Annotated in this window: 10 protein-coding genes; 9 read left to right on the forward strand and 1 reads right to left on the reverse strand. The window is 70.8% G+C overall.

Annotated features, from left to right (window positions below):
• Positions 1-78: 78 nt before the first annotated feature.
• The 9 genes from AC25YV_RS05365 to AC25YV_RS05405 all read left to right on the forward strand — a co-directional run bounded on the left by AC25YV_RS05365 (position 79) and on the right by AC25YV_RS05405 (position 13,410).
• On the forward strand, positions 79-4,800 hold the full coding sequence (locus AC25YV_RS05365; protein WP_488122796.1) for an ATP-dependent helicase: 4,722 nt from the start codon (positions 79-81) through the stop codon (positions 4,798-4,800).
• Positions 4,793-5,566 (forward strand): DNA-formamidopyrimidine glycosylase family protein, encoded by a 774-nt coding sequence (locus tag AC25YV_RS05370; RefSeq protein WP_488122797.1) that lies wholly within the window; start codon positions 4,793-4,795, stop codon positions 5,564-5,566. The genes AC25YV_RS05365 and AC25YV_RS05370 overlap by 8 nt, the downstream gene beginning before the upstream one ends.
• 147 nt (positions 5,567-5,713) lie before the next feature.
• On the forward strand, positions 5,714-6,880 hold the full coding sequence (locus AC25YV_RS05375) for an ABC transporter ATP-binding protein (RefSeq protein ID WP_488122798.1): 1,167 nt from the start codon (positions 5,714-5,716) through the stop codon (positions 6,878-6,880).
• A gap of 50 nt (positions 6,881-6,930) precedes the next feature.
• Positions 6,931-8,115, forward strand: coding sequence for a polyamine ABC transporter substrate-binding protein (locus AC25YV_RS05380; RefSeq protein ID WP_488122799.1), 1,185 nt, complete (start codon positions 6,931-6,933; stop codon positions 8,113-8,115).
• The gene (locus AC25YV_RS05385) at positions 8,108-9,052 is read left to right on the forward strand and encodes an ABC transporter permease (protein WP_488122800.1); all 945 of its coding nucleotides are present in this window, start codon (positions 8,108-8,110) and stop codon (positions 9,050-9,052) included. The genes AC25YV_RS05380 and AC25YV_RS05385 overlap by 8 nt, the downstream gene beginning before the upstream one ends.
• Positions 9,049-9,951: an ABC transporter permease gene (locus tag AC25YV_RS05390; RefSeq protein ID WP_488122801.1), complete on the forward strand. Its 903-nt coding sequence runs from the start codon at positions 9,049-9,051 to the stop codon at positions 9,949-9,951. Before AC25YV_RS05385 ends, AC25YV_RS05390 begins: the two co-directional genes overlap by 4 nt.
• A 17-nt stretch (positions 9,952-9,968) precedes the next feature.
• Positions 9,969-11,630 (forward strand): amidohydrolase, encoded by a 1,662-nt coding sequence (locus AC25YV_RS05395; RefSeq protein WP_488122802.1) that lies wholly within the window; start codon positions 9,969-9,971, stop codon positions 11,628-11,630.
• On the forward strand, positions 11,627-13,063 hold the full coding sequence (locus AC25YV_RS05400; RefSeq protein ID WP_488122803.1) for an NAD(P)/FAD-dependent oxidoreductase: 1,437 nt from the start codon (positions 11,627-11,629) through the stop codon (positions 13,061-13,063). The genes AC25YV_RS05395 and AC25YV_RS05400 overlap by 4 nt, the downstream gene beginning before the upstream one ends.
• The gene (locus AC25YV_RS05405; RefSeq protein ID WP_488122804.1) at positions 13,060-13,410 is read left to right on the forward strand and encodes a cupin domain-containing protein; all 351 of its coding nucleotides are present in this window, start codon (positions 13,060-13,062) and stop codon (positions 13,408-13,410) included. The genes AC25YV_RS05400 and AC25YV_RS05405 overlap by 4 nt, the downstream gene beginning before the upstream one ends.
• Before the next feature lie 22 nt (positions 13,411-13,432).
• Here the strand turns inward: AC25YV_RS05405 and AC25YV_RS05410 are convergent, their stop codons facing one another.
• On the reverse strand, positions 13,433-15,100 hold the full coding sequence (locus AC25YV_RS05410) for a PucR family transcriptional regulator (protein ID WP_488122805.1): 1,668 nt from the start codon (positions 15,098-15,100) through the stop codon (positions 13,433-13,435).
• Between the last annotated feature and the right edge of the window lie 9 nt (positions 15,101-15,109).

The raw sequence follows: 15,109 nt of genomic DNA on the forward strand, positions 1-15,109 counted from the left end.
CGCAGCGCCGGCTATCCCCCGCACGACGGATCTTGCAAGGCCCGGCCCGATGTCGGTGGCAGCGACGAAGATGGAGGGGTGAGCGACGTGCTCGAGCGTTTCGGCCCCGCGACCCAGGACTGGTTCCGCGGGGCGTTCGCCGCGCCGACCGAAGCTCAGGCGGGTGCGTGGCGAGCCGTGTCCGCCGGAAAGCACGCGCTCGTGGTCGCTCCGACGGGCTCAGGCAAGACCCTCGCGGCGTTCCTGTGGGCGATCGACCGGATCTTCCGCGAGAAGGATGCCGCACGCCCGCCCGCCGCGAAAGGCCGGCGCCGCTCCGGTCCTGCGCCCGGCACGCACATCCTGTACATCTCGCCCCTCAAAGCGCTCGGCGTCGATGTCGAGCGCAACCTGCGCTCGCCGCTCGTCGGAATCGACCAGTCCGCCCGGCGCCTCGGTATCGCGGTGCCGGGCGTCTCGGTGGGCGTGCGTTCGGGCGACACGACGTCGTCGGATCGCCGCAAGCTCGTCACGGCCCCGCCCGATATCCTCATCACGACGCCCGAATCTCTGTACCTCATGCTGACCAGCCAGGCGCGCGAAACCCTGCGCGACGTGCACACCGTCATCATCGATGAGGTCCACGCCGTCGCCGCGACGAAGCGAGGTGCGCACCTCGCCGTCAGCCTCGAGCGGCTCGACGCGCTGCGCCGCGCGCACGATCCGAAGATCGGTCCCGCGCAGCGCATCGGACTGTCGGCGACGGTGCGGCCCATCGACGAGGTCGCCCGGTTCCTCGGCGGCTCGTCGCCCGTCGAGATCGTCGCGCCACGTTCGACGAAGGCCTTCGACATGTCCGTCGTCGTGCCGGTCGAAGACATGCTCAACCCGCCGCCCCCGCCGGGCACCCCTGAGCCCGGCGCCGAGGGCGACGCGGACTGGTTCGCAGACGCCGGTCAGACCGAGGTGACCGGTTCGGTGTGGCCGCACGTCGAAGAGGCCATCGTCGACCGCATCCTGCAGCATCGATCCACGATCGTCTTCGTCAACTCGCGCAGGCTCGGCGAGCGCCTCACCGGCCGCCTCAACGAGATCTACTCCGAACGGCTCGGCCTCGACCTGCCCGAGCCAGCCGTCCCCGCCGAGATGATGGCACAGGCGGGCTCCTCGGCGGGTGCAGAGCCGGTGCTCGCGAAAGCGCATCACGGCTCGGTGTCGAAAGAGCAGCGTGCGCAGGTCGAAGAAGAGCTCAAGAGCGGTGTCCTGCGCTGCGTCGTCGCGACGAGCAGCCTCGAGCTCGGTATCGACATGGGGGCGGTCGACCTCGTCATCCAGGTCGAGGCGCCACCGAGTGCCGCATCCGGTCTGCAACGCATCGGGCGCGCCGGCCACCAGGTCGGCGAGGTCAGCCGTGCGGCCCTGTTCCCCAAGAATCGCGCCGATGTCCTGCACACGGCGATCGTCACAGAGCGGATGCTGGCGGGGCAGATCGAGTCCATCTCGATCCCGCAGAACCCGCTCGACATCCTCGCGCAGCAGACGGTCGCCGCAAGCGCCCTCGAGCCGCTCGATGTCGAGGAGTGGTACGACACGCTCAAGCGCTCGGCGCCCTTCCGCTCGCTGCCGCGGTCGGCCTACGAGGCCACGCTCGATCTGCTCGCGGGCCGGTTCCCGTCCGACGAGTTCGCCGAACTGCGGCCGCGCCTGGTCTGGGACCGAGACCACGGAACACTCACGGGTCGACCCGGCTCGCAGCGCATCGCCGTCACGAGCGGCGGCACGATCCCCGACCGGGGACTGTTCGGTGTCTTCATCGCGGGCGAATCGCAGAACGCGCGCGTCGGCGAGCTCGATGAAGAGATGGTCTACGAGTCGCGTATCAACGACGTCTTCACCCTCGGCACGACCAGCTGGCGGATCGTCGAGATCACGCACGACCGGGTCAACGTCGTGCCGGCATTCGGGCAGCCGGGCAAGCTGCCGTTCTGGCACGGCGACGGAATCGGCCGACCGGCCGAGCTCGGCGAAGCACTCGGCGGCTTCGCGCGCGAGCTCTCGACCGCGAAGCCCGAGAAGTCCCGCGCCCGGCTGGAAGAAGCCGGGCTCGACCCGCTCGCACAGGGCAACCTGCTGGCTTATCTCGCCGAACAGCGTGAAGCCACCGGCACCTTGCCGACTGACCGCTCACTGACCGTCGAGCGCGGTCGCGACGAGGTCGGCGACTGGCGGATCATCTTGCATTCCCCATACGGAATGAAGGTTCACGCACCCTGGGCTCTCGCCGTCAATGCGCGCATCCGCGAGCGCCTCGGAGTCGAGGGGTCGGCGGTGGCCAGCGACGACGGCATCATCGCGCGGGTTCCCGATGCCACGGCAGAACCCCCCGGCGCCGAGCTCTTCGTCTTCGAACCCGACGAGCTCGAACAGCTCGTGACCGACGAGGTCGGCGGGTCGGCGCTGTTCGCCTCCCGCTTCCGCGAGTGCGCAGCACGCGCCCTGCTGCTGCCGCGCCGCAATCCGGGCCGGCGCAGTCCGCTGTGGCAGCAGCGCCAGCGCTCGGCGCAGCTGCTCGAGGTGGCTCGGCGTTACCCGACCTTCCCGGTGATCCTCGAAACGCTCCGCGAAGTGCTGCAAGACGTCTACGACGTGCCCGCGCTCCTGCGCATCGCCCGCAGCATCGGCGACCGTCGCATCCGTCTCGTCGAGACCGAGCCCGCTCAGCCGTCGCCGTACGCGCGCGACCTGCTGTTCGGCTACGTCGGCGCGTTCATGTACGAGGGTGATTCCCCGCTCGCCGAGCGACGCGCCGCCGCGCTGTCGGTCGACCCCGCACTGTTGGGCGAACTGCTCGGCAAGGTCGAGATGCGCGAGCTGCTCGACCCCGACATCATCGCCCAGTTCGCCCGCGAAGTGCAGCGACTCGACCCCGAGCGTCGCGCCCGCGGAATCGAGGGCACGGCGGATCTTCTGCGCCTGCTCGGCCCCCTCGACGCCGACGAGGCGGCTCTGCGTCTGCAGAGCGACGACGTGCCTGCAGACGACACGGTGCCGGAGCACGCGACCCGCGACGATGCAGCCGCCCTGCTCGACGCGCTCGTCGATGCGCGGCGGGCGATCCGGGTGACCATCGCAGGCACGGTCCGCTACGCCGCGATCGAAGACGCCGGGCGACTGCGCGACGCGCTCGGAGTCGCGCTTCCCGTCGGAATCCCGACGGCATTCCTCGAGCCGCTGCCCGACCCGCTCGGCGACCTCGTCGCTCGCTACGCCCGCACCCACGGACCCTTCCGTGCGGATGCCGCGGCCCAGCGGCTCGGGATCGGCCCTGCCGTCGCCCGTCTCACCCTGCAGCGACTCGAGTCCCAGGGGCGGGTCTCCAGCGGCTACTTCCTGCCCGAGCCATCGACCGGGTCCCGGGTCGGCGACGAACCCGCGGGCGATGACCTCGAATGGTGCGACTCCGAAGTGCTCCGGCGTCTGCGGATGCGCTCGCTCGCCGCCATCCGCGGAAGCGTCGAGCCCGTGCCCCCCGACGCGTTCGCCCGGTTCCTTCCCGTGTGGCAGCACGTCACCCGCCCTCTCGAGGGCGTCGACGGCGTCGCCGCTGTCATCGAGCAGCTCGCGGGCGTACCGATCCCCGCGAGTGCGTGGGAGTCGCTCATCCTGCCCGCCCGCGTGGCCGACTACGCCCCGGCGATGCTCGACGAGCTCACGTCGTCGGGCGAGGTCGTGTGGTCGGGCCACGGCACGCTGCCCGGTCGCGACGGCTGGATCGCCCTGCATCCCGTCGATGCCGCACCCCTCACCCTCGCGCTGCCCGACGACGACGTCGCGCCCGGCTCACTCGAAGACCAGCTGCTGCAGACCCTGTCGGCGGGCGGGGCGTACTTCGCCGCCCAGCTCAGGCAGCTCACCGGAGCCGCCAGCGAGCAGGCCGTCATCGATGCACTCTGGAGCCTCACGTGGGCCGGGCGCATCACGAACGACACGTTCTCGCCCGTGCGCACCCTCACCGGCGGGGGCTCGCAGGCCCATCGGGTGGCCCGCCGCGCACCGCGGGCACGCATGTATCGCGGCACCGCCTCGCGCACCCTCGCAGCCTCGGTGCCGCCGCGGCCTCCCGCTCTCGGGGGTCGGTGGTCGCTGCTGCCTGCGGCTGAGACCGACCCGACGCTGCGCGCGACGGCGAGCGCGAGCCTGCTCCTGGACCGGTACGGCGTCGTCACCCGCGGGTCCGTGCAGTCCGAGGGCGTGCCGGGTGGATTCGCGCAGGTGTACCGCGTGCTGGCCGGGTTCGAAGAGGCCGGCCACTGCCGCCGCGGCTATGTCATCGAGAAGCTCGGCGCCGCCCAGTTCGCCGCCTCGGCGACCGTCGACCGGCTGCGCGAGTTCGCGGGTCTGCCCGACCCGCCGCCGCGGCACGCCGTCGCGCTCGCGGCGACCGATCCGGCGAATCCGTACGGAGCGGCACTGGCGTGGCCGGCCCTCGAGGGCGTATCGCATCGCCCCGGGCGAAAGGCCGGCGCCCTCGTCGTCCTCGTCGACGGCGCGCTCGTGCTCTACCTCGAGCGCGGCGGCAAGTCGGCGCTGGCGTTCACCGACGACGAGCAGGCTCTCGAGGCGGCGACGCGCGAGCTCGCCGCCACGGCGCGCGCGCGTCGACTCGAGACCCTGACGATCGAGCAGGTCAACGGCACGCTCGTCTTCGGCACGGCGGTCGACCGTCTGCTGCGAGCGGCGGGCTTCGTCGAGTCGCCCCGAGGCCTCACGCTGCGCCGGCTCACGGCCGGCGATGCCGCACGGCAGGCGACGCGTGCCTGAGGGCGACACCGTCTACCGCGCGGCACGGCGGCTTGACGACGTGCTCGCCGGCGCCGAAGTGACGCGCTTCGAACTGCGCGTGCCGCAGGCCGCCACGATCGACCTCACGGGACTCACGGTGCACGGGGTCGTGCCCCGCGGCAAGCACCTGCTGCACCGCATCGGGCCGTGGTCGCTGCACTCGCACCTCAAGATGGAGGGCGAGTGGCACATCTATCGCCGCGGCGAGCGCTGGCGCGCGCCCGCTTTCCGAGCCCGCGCCGTCATCGGCACGGCAGGGCACGAGGCGGTCGGCTTCGACCTCGCCGACATCGAGGTCGTGCCGACGGCGCGCGAAGACGACCTCGTCGGATACCTCGGCCCCGACCCGCTCTCCTCCGAATGGGATGCCGGCGAGGCGGTCCGCCGGCTGCAGTCCGATCCGCGAGCCGCGCACGTCGCGATCCTCGACCAGCGCAACGTCGCGGGGTGGGGCAACGTCTACGCGAACGAGATGCTGTTCGTCCGCGGGATCCTGCCGACCACCCCGGCGAACGAGGTCGACGCCGCTGCGCTCATCGACACGGGCGTGCGCATGATCCGCGCGAACCGGGACCGATCGGGCCGCACCTTCACCGGAGACTCCCGCCCAGGCCGCCGCACGTGGGTGTACCGGCGTGAGAACGCCCCGTGCCGACGCTGCGGAACCCCGATCCGCACGACGACACTCGGCGCCGACGGGACCCGTGAGCGCAACGTGTTCTGGTGTCCTGTGTGCCAGACCTGAAGCCACCTCTCCCGGACGATCTGTCAGACACCGCACACCGCCCTTTCGGATCGTCCGGTTCGGTCGCCGGGGCGTTGCGCCGCGCGGATTTCGCTGGATTGAATACCCGGTACTGCGCACTGAGGCGCGGTGACCAGGAGGCTCGACGTGGCGACCGCGACCGACGTGCAGGCGACCCGTGACTCTCCGAGCGATGCGCCCACCGCGCGCGGATCCGTCGTCCTCGACGCGATCACGAAGCGCTACGGCGACCAGACCGCCGTCGATGATCTGTCGCTCGTGATCCAGCCCGGCGAGTTCATCTCGTTCCTGGGCCCGTCGGGCTGCGGCAAGACGACGACGCTGCGCATGATCGCCGGGTTCGAGAATCCCGATGAGGGCGACATCCGCATCTCCGGTCAGTCCGTGCTGTCGGCCCCGCCTTATCGCCGCGATGTCAACACGGTCTTCCAGGCGTACGCCCTCTTCCCCCACCTCTCCGTCGCCGAGAACGTCGCGTACGGACTGCAGCAGCGCCGCACGCCCAAGAGCGAGGTGCGCGAGCGGGTCGCCGACGCGCTCGCGCTCGTGCAGATGCGTCCGTTCGCCGACCGCAGGCCGACACAGCTCTCCGGCGGCCAGCAGCAGCGGGTCGCCTTGGCCCGGGCGCTCGTCAATCGTCCGGCCGTACTGCTGCTCGACGAACCGCTCGGGGCGCTGGACCGGCAGCTTCGCGAAGAGATGCAGCTCGAGCTGAAGCTGCTGCAGTCCCGCCTCGGCATCACTTTCGTCTTCGTGACGCACGACCAGGGCGAGGCGCTGTCGATGAGCGACCGCATCGCCATCATGCGCGCCGGCCACATCGAGCAGCTGGCCGACGCCGACACGATCTATGCACGCCCTGCGTCGGCGTACGTCGCGGCATTCGTCGGACAGCAGAACTTCTTCCGCGGCGAGGTCGCCGACGGTGGTACGACCGTGACGACTCCGCACGCCACGGTCCGCGGAGTCGAGGCGGCCCTGGCCGGCAAGACGCACGGCGAAGCTGCCATCCGTCCCGAATTCATCGCGATCGAGCGCAATGCCGCCACGACTCGGGGGGCCAACACCGTCAGCGGTGAACTGATCGGACTGTCCCACCTCGGCGACACGATGCAGTACCTCGTGCGACTCGGCCTCGACCAGTCCTTCATCGTGCGGCGCCCGACGCCTGAGGCACCCGCTCTGCAGGTCGGTGACACCGTCACGTGCACGTGGTCGGCCGCGCACGTCATGCTCTTTCCCGCCGACGCTGCCGCTGAGGAGGGCGGGTACCTCGCGCCACCGACCCTCTAGCCCGCGCCTCACACCGGCGCTCGCGCTCCGACCCGAACAAGGAGACACCGATGACCGCCTCACGCACCCCCGTCCGCATCCTCGCGCACGACAGCGCCGTGCCGCGTATCGCGCAAGAACTGTCCCGGCGGCGCTTCCTCGGTCTCGCCGCCCTCGCCGGCGGCACCGCGATGCTCGCGGCGTGCTCCCCGGGCGGCAGCGCCGCGCCCGCGCCCGGCGCGACGGGGGGCGACCTCGAAGCCAACCTGTCGGTCTACACGTGGGGTGACTACGACGCCCCCGAGGTCATCACGGCGTTCACCGAGCAGCTCGGTCCGCGCGTCACGTTGGACTCGTACTCATCCAACGAAGAGCTCATCGCCAAGCTCATCGCCGCGCGCGGAACAAGCGGGTACGACATCATCGTGCCGACGGGCGTCTTCATCCCGCAGATGATCGAGAACGGCCTGCTCCTGCCGTTCACCAAGGAACTGCTCCCCAACATCGACAACATGGACCCGTCGGTGCTCGGCCGCGCGTGGGATCCCGACAACGCCTACTCGATCTGCAAGGCATGGGGCACGACGGGATTCGTCTACGACAAGAACGTCATCACGCGGGAGCTGTCGACGTGGGGGGACTTCTTCGACGCCGCCCAGAACGAGGCGAGCGGCCGCACCTCGATGTCCGATGATCCGGCCGGGATCGTCGGCGCGTACTTCTGGGCCAACGACATGGACTGGAACACCGAGGATCCCGCCGAGCTCGAGGCATGCCGCGAGTTCCTCATCACCCAGATCGCCCCGCACATCTCGGCGTTCGACTCGTACCCCGGCACGAACGCCATCCCGCAGGGCACGCAGGCGCTCGTGCAGTCATGGAACGGCGATGCGCGCCTCGGCATCCTCGAGAGTCCCGATCCCGAGCGGTGGCAGTGGGTACTGCCCGGGCCGGTGACCGAGCTGTGGATGGACAACTGGTGCATCGCCGAGGGCGCTCCCAACCCCGAGGCCGCACACGCCTTCATCAACTTCTCTCTCGCTCCCGAGAACCTCTTCCTGAACCTCGACTACATCGGATATCACGTCGGCGGGAAGGACATGGAGCAGGGCGCGATCGATGCCGGCCTGGAGCTGACCGATCTCATCTTCTTCACCCCCGACCAGCTCGAGACGATGCATGAGCAGGTGCTCAACGACTCGCAGACCGTGCGCGTCGAGATCTGGAACGCGATGAAGGCCGCCGCGGGTGAGTAAACGCTCCCCGGGCCCCCTCCTCGCGATTCCCGCGTGGCTGTGGCTGGTCATCTTCTTCGTCGCCCCCGTGGCGATGGTCGTGTGGTTCAGCTTCGGTTACAAGCCCGGCATCTTCGGCACCCACGCCAATGACGTCCTGTCGTTCGATCGCTACATCGAGGCGATGTCGCCGACGTTCTTCACGACGTTTCAGAACACCCTGTGGGTCGGGCTGATCGGCACGGTCCTGTGCTTTCTGATCGGCGCCCCGGTGGCGTACTGGATGGCCTTCAAGGTGCCCCCTCGCCGCCGCGGACTTCTGATCGCGCTCGTCCTCGTGCCGTTCTGGACCAACTTCCTCGTGCGGACGATCGGCTGGCAGGTGATCATCGCCCCCGAGGGATGGCTGTCGACCATGCTGCAGTCGATCGGCGTGCTCGACGGCCCGCTCGATCTGCTGTACACGCGCACGGCCGTCGTCATCGGCGTCGTCTACAACTACCTGCCGCTCATGGTGCTGCCGCTGTTCGTCGCGTTCGACCGGGTGGGGCCGGCCCTGCGCGAGGCATCCAAGGATCTCGGTGCCGGCAAGGTGCGCACGTTCCTGCGGGTCACGCTGCCGCTGTCGCGGCCCGGTGTCATCGCGGGTGTGCTGCTCGTGTTCATCCCGCTGATGGGTGACTACATCACCGCGACGGTGCTCGGCGGGGCGAAGGGCAACATGGTCGGACAGCTCGTCGCGAGCCAGTTCCAGACGGCCCAGAACTGGGCTCTGGGCTCGGCGATGGCGGTGCTGCTCATGCTCGTCATCACCGCCACGATCGCCCTCGTCGGCCTCGTGCTGTGGCTCGTGACGCTGCCGTTCCGATCGGCGAACCGCCTCGTGCTGGGGCCGGCGCCCGCGACGACGGAGACGACGGATGCCCCCGCTCCCGCGGGCGAGAAGGTGCGGGTATGAGCACTCACCCCTCGACCGAGACGATCCTGCGGGCACGCAGCCGCACCAAGGGGCCGCGTGCGAAGCGGCCCTGGACCGACGTGCTGCTGAACGTGTGGGGCATCCTCGTGCTGCTCTTCCTGTTCGCGCCGATCATCGTCATCGTCATCTACTCGTTCAACACGGGGCGGCTGCTCGTCGCGTGGGACGGCTTCGGGTTCGACGCGTTCCGGACGATCCTCGACAAGCCCGCGATCCAGAATGCCGTGCGCGTGTCGATCATCACGGCTGTCATCTCGGCGCTCATCGCGACGGTGCTCGGCACGCTCGCCGGCATCGCGATGGCACGCTACCCGGGCAAGTGGGCGTGGTGGCTACTGGGACTGCTGCTGCTCGTATCGGTCACACCCGAGATCGTCGACGCCGTCGCCCTGCTGCCGTTCCTCGTCTGGCTCGGGCAGGACCTCGGTCTGTCGATGTTCAACGACGGCATCGTGCGCCTCTCGGTGGGCTCGTCGCTGTTCTCGACGGCGGTCGTGTCGTACATCGTGCGAGCGCGGCTGATCGGGCAGGACGCGAACCTCGAAGAGGCCTCGGGCGACCTGTACGCGAAGCCGGTCACGACGTTCCGCCGCATCACGCTCGCGCTCGCGATGCCCGCCGTGCTCGCGGGCTTCCTGCTGGCGTTCACCCTCGCACTGGACAACACGATCGTCGCGGCGTTCGTACAGGTGTCGGGCACGACGCCGTGGCCCGTCTACGTGCTGAGCGCTGTGCGTTCCGGGTTGCGTCCCGAGATCGCTGCGGTGTCGACGATCATGCTGCTGCTCACACTCGTCGCCCTGGCCCTCGTAGCGCTCGTCCTCAAGCGCGCCGGCGACTCGGCGACCCAGATCGCCCGCACGATGACGGGCGGCTGATCGTGTCCTCTTCCCCCATGCGACCCGAAGCAGACCTGGTCTTCCGCGGAGGGGCCGTGTTCACCGCGGATGCCGTGCGCTCGCGCGCGCGATCGGTCGCCGTCACCGGCGGACGGATCGTCGCGGTCGGCGGCGACGACATCGGCAGCCTCATCGGGCCCCGCACCGAGGTCGTCGACCTCGCCGGGCGCCTGCTCGTGCCCGGGTTCCAGGACGCGCACGTGCATCCGGTCTGGGGCGGACTGGACATGCTGCGCTGCGACCTGTCCGACCACGCGACAGCTGAGGAGTATCTCGCCGCGATCGCGCGCTATGCGGCATCTCACCCTGACGACGCGTGGATCCTCGGGGGCGGCTGGCAGATGTCGGCGTTTCCCGGGGGCACCCCGACAGCCGCCGCGCTCGATGCCGTCGTGGCTGATCGCCCCGCCTTCTTCCCCAATCGCGACGGGCACGGCGCGTGGGTCAACTCCGCCGCGATGCGGCTCGCCGGGATCGACCGGGCCACCCCCGACCCCGCAGACGGCCGCATCGAGCGCGACATCGACGGTCATGCGACCGGAACCCTCCACGAGGGCGCGATGTCGCTGGTCAACCGGCTCCTGCCGGAAGAACCGCCGGAGCGACTCGTCGAAGCCCTCCTCACCGGTCAGCGCCACCTGCACTCGTACGGCATCACGGCCTGGCAGGACGCGATCGTCGGTCCGTACGGCGACGCCGGCGATCCCGGCCCCGCCTACCTCGCCGCCGCGGCGGCTGGCACACTGACGGCGCGCGTCGTCGGAGCACTGTGGTGGGACCGCACGAAGGGCATCGAGCAGATCCCCTCGCTCGTCGAGCGCCGCGACCGCTACCGTGGAGGACGCTTCGCCGCGACGAGCGTCAAGATCATGCAAGACGGGGTCGCCGAGAGCTTCACCGCCGCCATGCTCGAGCCCTACGGCGACGGGCACGGCCACCCCACCGACAACTCCGGCATCTCGTTCGTGCCCCCCGACGTGCTGAACGAGGCCGTGCCGCTGCTGGATGCTGCGGGGTTCCAGGTGCACTTCCACGCGATCGGCGACCGGGCCGTGCGCGAGTGCCTCGATGCCGTCGAGCACGCGATCGCGCGCAACGGCCGCGGCGACAACCGTCACCACATCGCCCACATCCAGGTCGTGCACCCCGATGACGTGCCGCGGTTTCGCGAACTGGGGGTCGCGGCGAACATGCAGTCCCTGTGGGCGACGCTCGAGCCGCAGATGGTCGATCTCACGCTGCCCTTCCTCGGGCAGCCGCGCAGCGCGTGGCAGTACCCCTTCGGCGATCTGCTGCGCGCGGGGGCCGTGCTCGCGGCGGGCAGCGACTGGTCGGTGTCGACGCCGAACCCGCTCGCCGCGATCCACACCGCCGTCAACCGCACGGCAGCGCCCGGCTACGAAGAGGGCGAGTACGACCCGTTCCTGCCCGAGCAGGCGATCGATCTCGCGACCTCGCTCACGGCGTACACGGCGGGCTCGGCGTGGGTGAACCACCTGGACGACGTGACGGGCACGATCGAGGTCGGCAAGCACGCCGATCTGGTGGTGCTCGACCGAGACCCCTTCGCCGGTCCCGCCGACGAGATCGGCGCGACCGGGGTTCTGCAGACCTTCGTCGCGGGCGAGCGCGTCTACGAGGCAGGGGCGACCCGATGAGCACGACGGTCTACGAGCGGCAGCGGCCCGCGGCATCCGTCATCGCCGAGAGCCTCGCCGACACCCGGCACAGCGTCTTCTGGCTCGATGACCTGCCCGCTCAGCCGCAGCGGCCGGTCTTCACGGGCACGGGTGCCGCCGAGCTCGTCGTCGTCGGCGGCGGATACACGGGCCTGTGGACCGCCCTGCTCGCGAAGCGGCGCGCACCGGATGCCCGCGTCATCGTCGTTGAAGCGCGCACGGTCGGGTGGGCGGCGTCGGGACGCAACGGCGGATTCTGCGACGCGAGCCTGACGCACGGCCGCGACAACGGAGCATCGCGCTGGCCCGGCGAGATCGATGAGCTCGATCGACTGGGCATGGCCAACCTCGAAGCGATGGGCGCGGACATCGCCGCGTACGGCATCGACGCCGACTGGGAGCGCACCGGAGCCCTCGGCGTCGCGACCGAACCGCACCAGCTCGCCTGGCTCGACGAGTGGGCGGCCGATGCCGCGCGCCGCGGCGACACGAGCATCGAGCGGCTGAGCGTCGACGAGACGCGAGCGGCTATCGCGTCTCCGGCGTTCCTGGGCGCGGTGTTCGAGAAGCAGTCCACGGCGCTCGTGCATCCGGGCAAGCTCGCGGCGGGGCTCGCGCGCGCCGCCGAAGAAGCCGGCGTCGAGATCTACGAGCATTCGCTCGTGCGAGGTCTCTCTGATGCGGGCGGCGATGTCGCGGTCCAGATGCCGCAGGGACGGGTCATCGCGTCGCGGGTCGCTCTCGCGACGAACGTCTTCCCGTCGCTGCTGCGGCGCAACCGACTCATGACGGTGCCGGTCTATGACTACGTGCTCATGACCGAGCCGTTGTCGAGCGCGCAGCTCGCGTCGGTGGGATGGGCCGGGCGGCAGGGGTTCAGCGATCTCGCGAACCAGTTCCACTACGTGCGGCTGAGCCGTGACAACCGTCTCCTCTTCGGCGGCTACGACGCCGTCTACCACTACGGCCGCCGCGTGCGCTCGGCGTACGAGAACCGGCCCGAGTCGTGGCGGCGGCTGGCGAGCCACTTCTTCACGCTGTTCCCGCAGCTCGAAGGACTGCGGTTCACTCACCGCTGGGCGGGCGCGATCGACACGTCGACGCAGTTCAGCGCCTTCTTCGGCTCGGCCCGCGGCGGACGCGTCGCCTACGCCGCGGGCTTCACGGGGCTGGGCGTCGCGGCGACCCGCTTCGCGGGCGAGGTCATGCTCGATCTGCTCGCCGGCGAGCAGACGGCGCGCACTCAGCTGCAGATGGTGCGCACCCGCCCGCTCCCCTTTCCGCCCGAGCCTCTCGCCTCGATCGGCATCCAGGCGACGCGCTGGTCGCTCGACCGGGCCGACCATGACCAGGGGCGCCGCAACCTGCTGCTGAAGAGCCTCGACGTGCTCGGACTGGGGTTCGACTCATGACCCGGCTGACGTCGGGGGTCGCTGCCGACGCCGCGCACCTGCCGGTGCCGTTCGAGACCGTGCCGCTCGACCACGTCGTGGCCGGCTCCCCCGCGACACGCGCCGTCGACCTCGACGACGCGGCGGGCCGGGTCGTCGGGGTGTGGGAGCACACGCCCGGCGTCTCGCGCGATGTCGAGTCAGACGAGGTGTTCGTCGTCCTCGCGGGCGACGCGACGGTCGAGTTCGAGCATCCGCTGCTACCGCCGATCGTGCTGCGCGCGGGGTCGATCGTGCGCCTCGAGGAGGGGATGCGCACGGTCTGGACCGTGCGCGAGACCCTCCGCAAGGTCTACGTCGCGCCGTGATGGGCCACCGGCGACGGACGCGTCAGCGCCCCGCCGACCGGCGCACGAGCAGCGCGATGTGCAGCGCCGTCTGCACTTCTCCGTCATCGAGGTCAACACCCAGCAGCTCCTCGATGAGGGCGATGCGCTGATAGAACACCGACCGGGAGAGGTGCGAAGCGGACGCCGCGGCGGTGCGGTTGCCGGGATGCGCGAGCATCGCCTCGAGTACATCGAGCAGGTCGCCGCCGCGGCCGAGGTCGTGCACGATGAGCGGCGCCAGCATCCGTTCGCCGTGGTCCAGCACGCGCGGGTCGCCGCGCAGCGCGCTCACGAGGTGCACGAGCGGCCGGTCGTCCGAGCGGCGCAGCACGGGTCCGCGGCCCCCGCGTCGACGTCGCCCGTGCGCGAGGTCGACGGCGTCGTGCAGCGAGACCAGAGCGCGTTCGACGGTGTCGGCGGCCTGCCCGATCGACACGAGGAGGCGGTCGGCGGCTTCAGGCGAATCCACGAGCGAGCGGGCGAAGCCCGTGGCGGTCGCATCGTCGAACGCGACGTCGGCGGGCAGCGACAGCAGGATCGTCGTCGCAGGGGCCGCCATGCCCTCGGGCGCCGATCCCGCGACGGCGCGACCGCGCAGCGCGCGCGCGGCCCCATCGACGGCTTCGGCTGACACGGGCACGCCGCAGGCGACGATGCCGTACAGGTGCGCGCCGCGCAGCGGGATGCCCGCCGCCTCGAGGCGCGCGGATGCGCCGCCGATGCCGGCGAAGCGTCCGGCGAGCAGTCCGTCGATGAGCCGGCGCCGCCCGATCCGGCCCCATTCATCGGCATCGCCGTCGGCCAGACGCCCGACGGCGAGCGCGATCGCGGCCTGCTCGAGCACGGCTGTGCGTCCGGCGGGGTGCGTCGGCCCCGGCAGCACGACGAGGTGCCCCCACCGGATGCCGCGTGCTTCGACGGGCACGACCGCCCAGTCCTCGGCGTCATCGAGCTCGCCCCTGTCGCGTCGCTGGTCGGCGCGGCGGTGCGCAGCGCGCGAGCGCAGCTCCCACTGCGCGAACAGCTCCTCCTCGAGGGAGAGCGGCACTTCGGCGGCGACGACCTCGTGCGCGCGATTCTCGAGCACGACGGGCGCGCCGAGGGTCTGAGCGAGCTGATGCACGATGAAATCCGCGGGTGATCCGCGCAGGGCGAGCATCGTGAAGCGCTCGTGCACCTCGTCGCGGGCGCGCAGTGCGTCGTGCTGATCCGAGATGATGCGGCTGTGCACGGCCTGCGTCAGATTCACGAACTTCACTTCTCGGTGCAGCACGATCATGGCCATCCCGCGGTCCGCGGCCACCGCGACGATCTCGGGCGGAGCGGCCCGATGTCGCGTGCCCAGTTCGAGCACGATTCCCGCGACACCGGCGTCGGCGAGGCCGTGCGCGAAGGCGGCTCGGTCCTCGGCGGCATCCGGCCAGGATGACCCCGTCGACAGCAGCAGCTCTTGGCCGTCGAGCAGACGCGCCACGCCCGCACTGTCCGACACGTGAAGCCACCGCACGCGGGCATCGAGGGCGACACCGCCCACGAGCACTTCGGGAACGCCGGCGGCGACCGCGTCGAGCGCCAGCACGTCGCGCACCGTCGGCCGGGTCTCGTGCGCGGCCCGGGCCACCGGGCGATCCGTCGGGATCGGACTCTCATCACGAGGTGCGGGAAGCATCGCGTCCGC

It is taken from the genome of Microbacterium sp. Y832, assembly GCF_057669765.1.

Excerpts from the sequence above, each read along its gene's own strand:
- AC25YV_RS05390 (WP_488122801.1), top strand. The coding sequence starts at position 9,049 with ATGAGCACTCACCCCTCGACCGAGACGATCCTGCGGGCACGCAGCCGC.
- AC25YV_RS05410 (WP_488122805.1), bottom strand. The coding sequence starts at position 15,100 with ATGCTTCCCGCACCTCGTGATGAGAGTCCGATCCCGACGGATCGCCCG.
- AC25YV_RS05395 (WP_488122802.1), top strand. The coding sequence starts at position 9,969 with ATGCGACCCGAAGCAGACCTGGTCTTCCGCGGAGGGGCCGTGTTCACC.
- AC25YV_RS05380 (WP_488122799.1), top strand. The coding sequence starts at position 6,931 with ATGACCGCCTCACGCACCCCCGTCCGCATCCTCGCGCACGACAGCGCC.
- AC25YV_RS05405 (WP_488122804.1), top strand. The coding sequence starts at position 13,060 with ATGACCCGGCTGACGTCGGGGGTCGCTGCCGACGCCGCGCACCTGCCG.
- AC25YV_RS05400 (WP_488122803.1), top strand. The coding sequence starts at position 11,627 with ATGAGCACGACGGTCTACGAGCGGCAGCGGCCCGCGGCATCCGTCATC.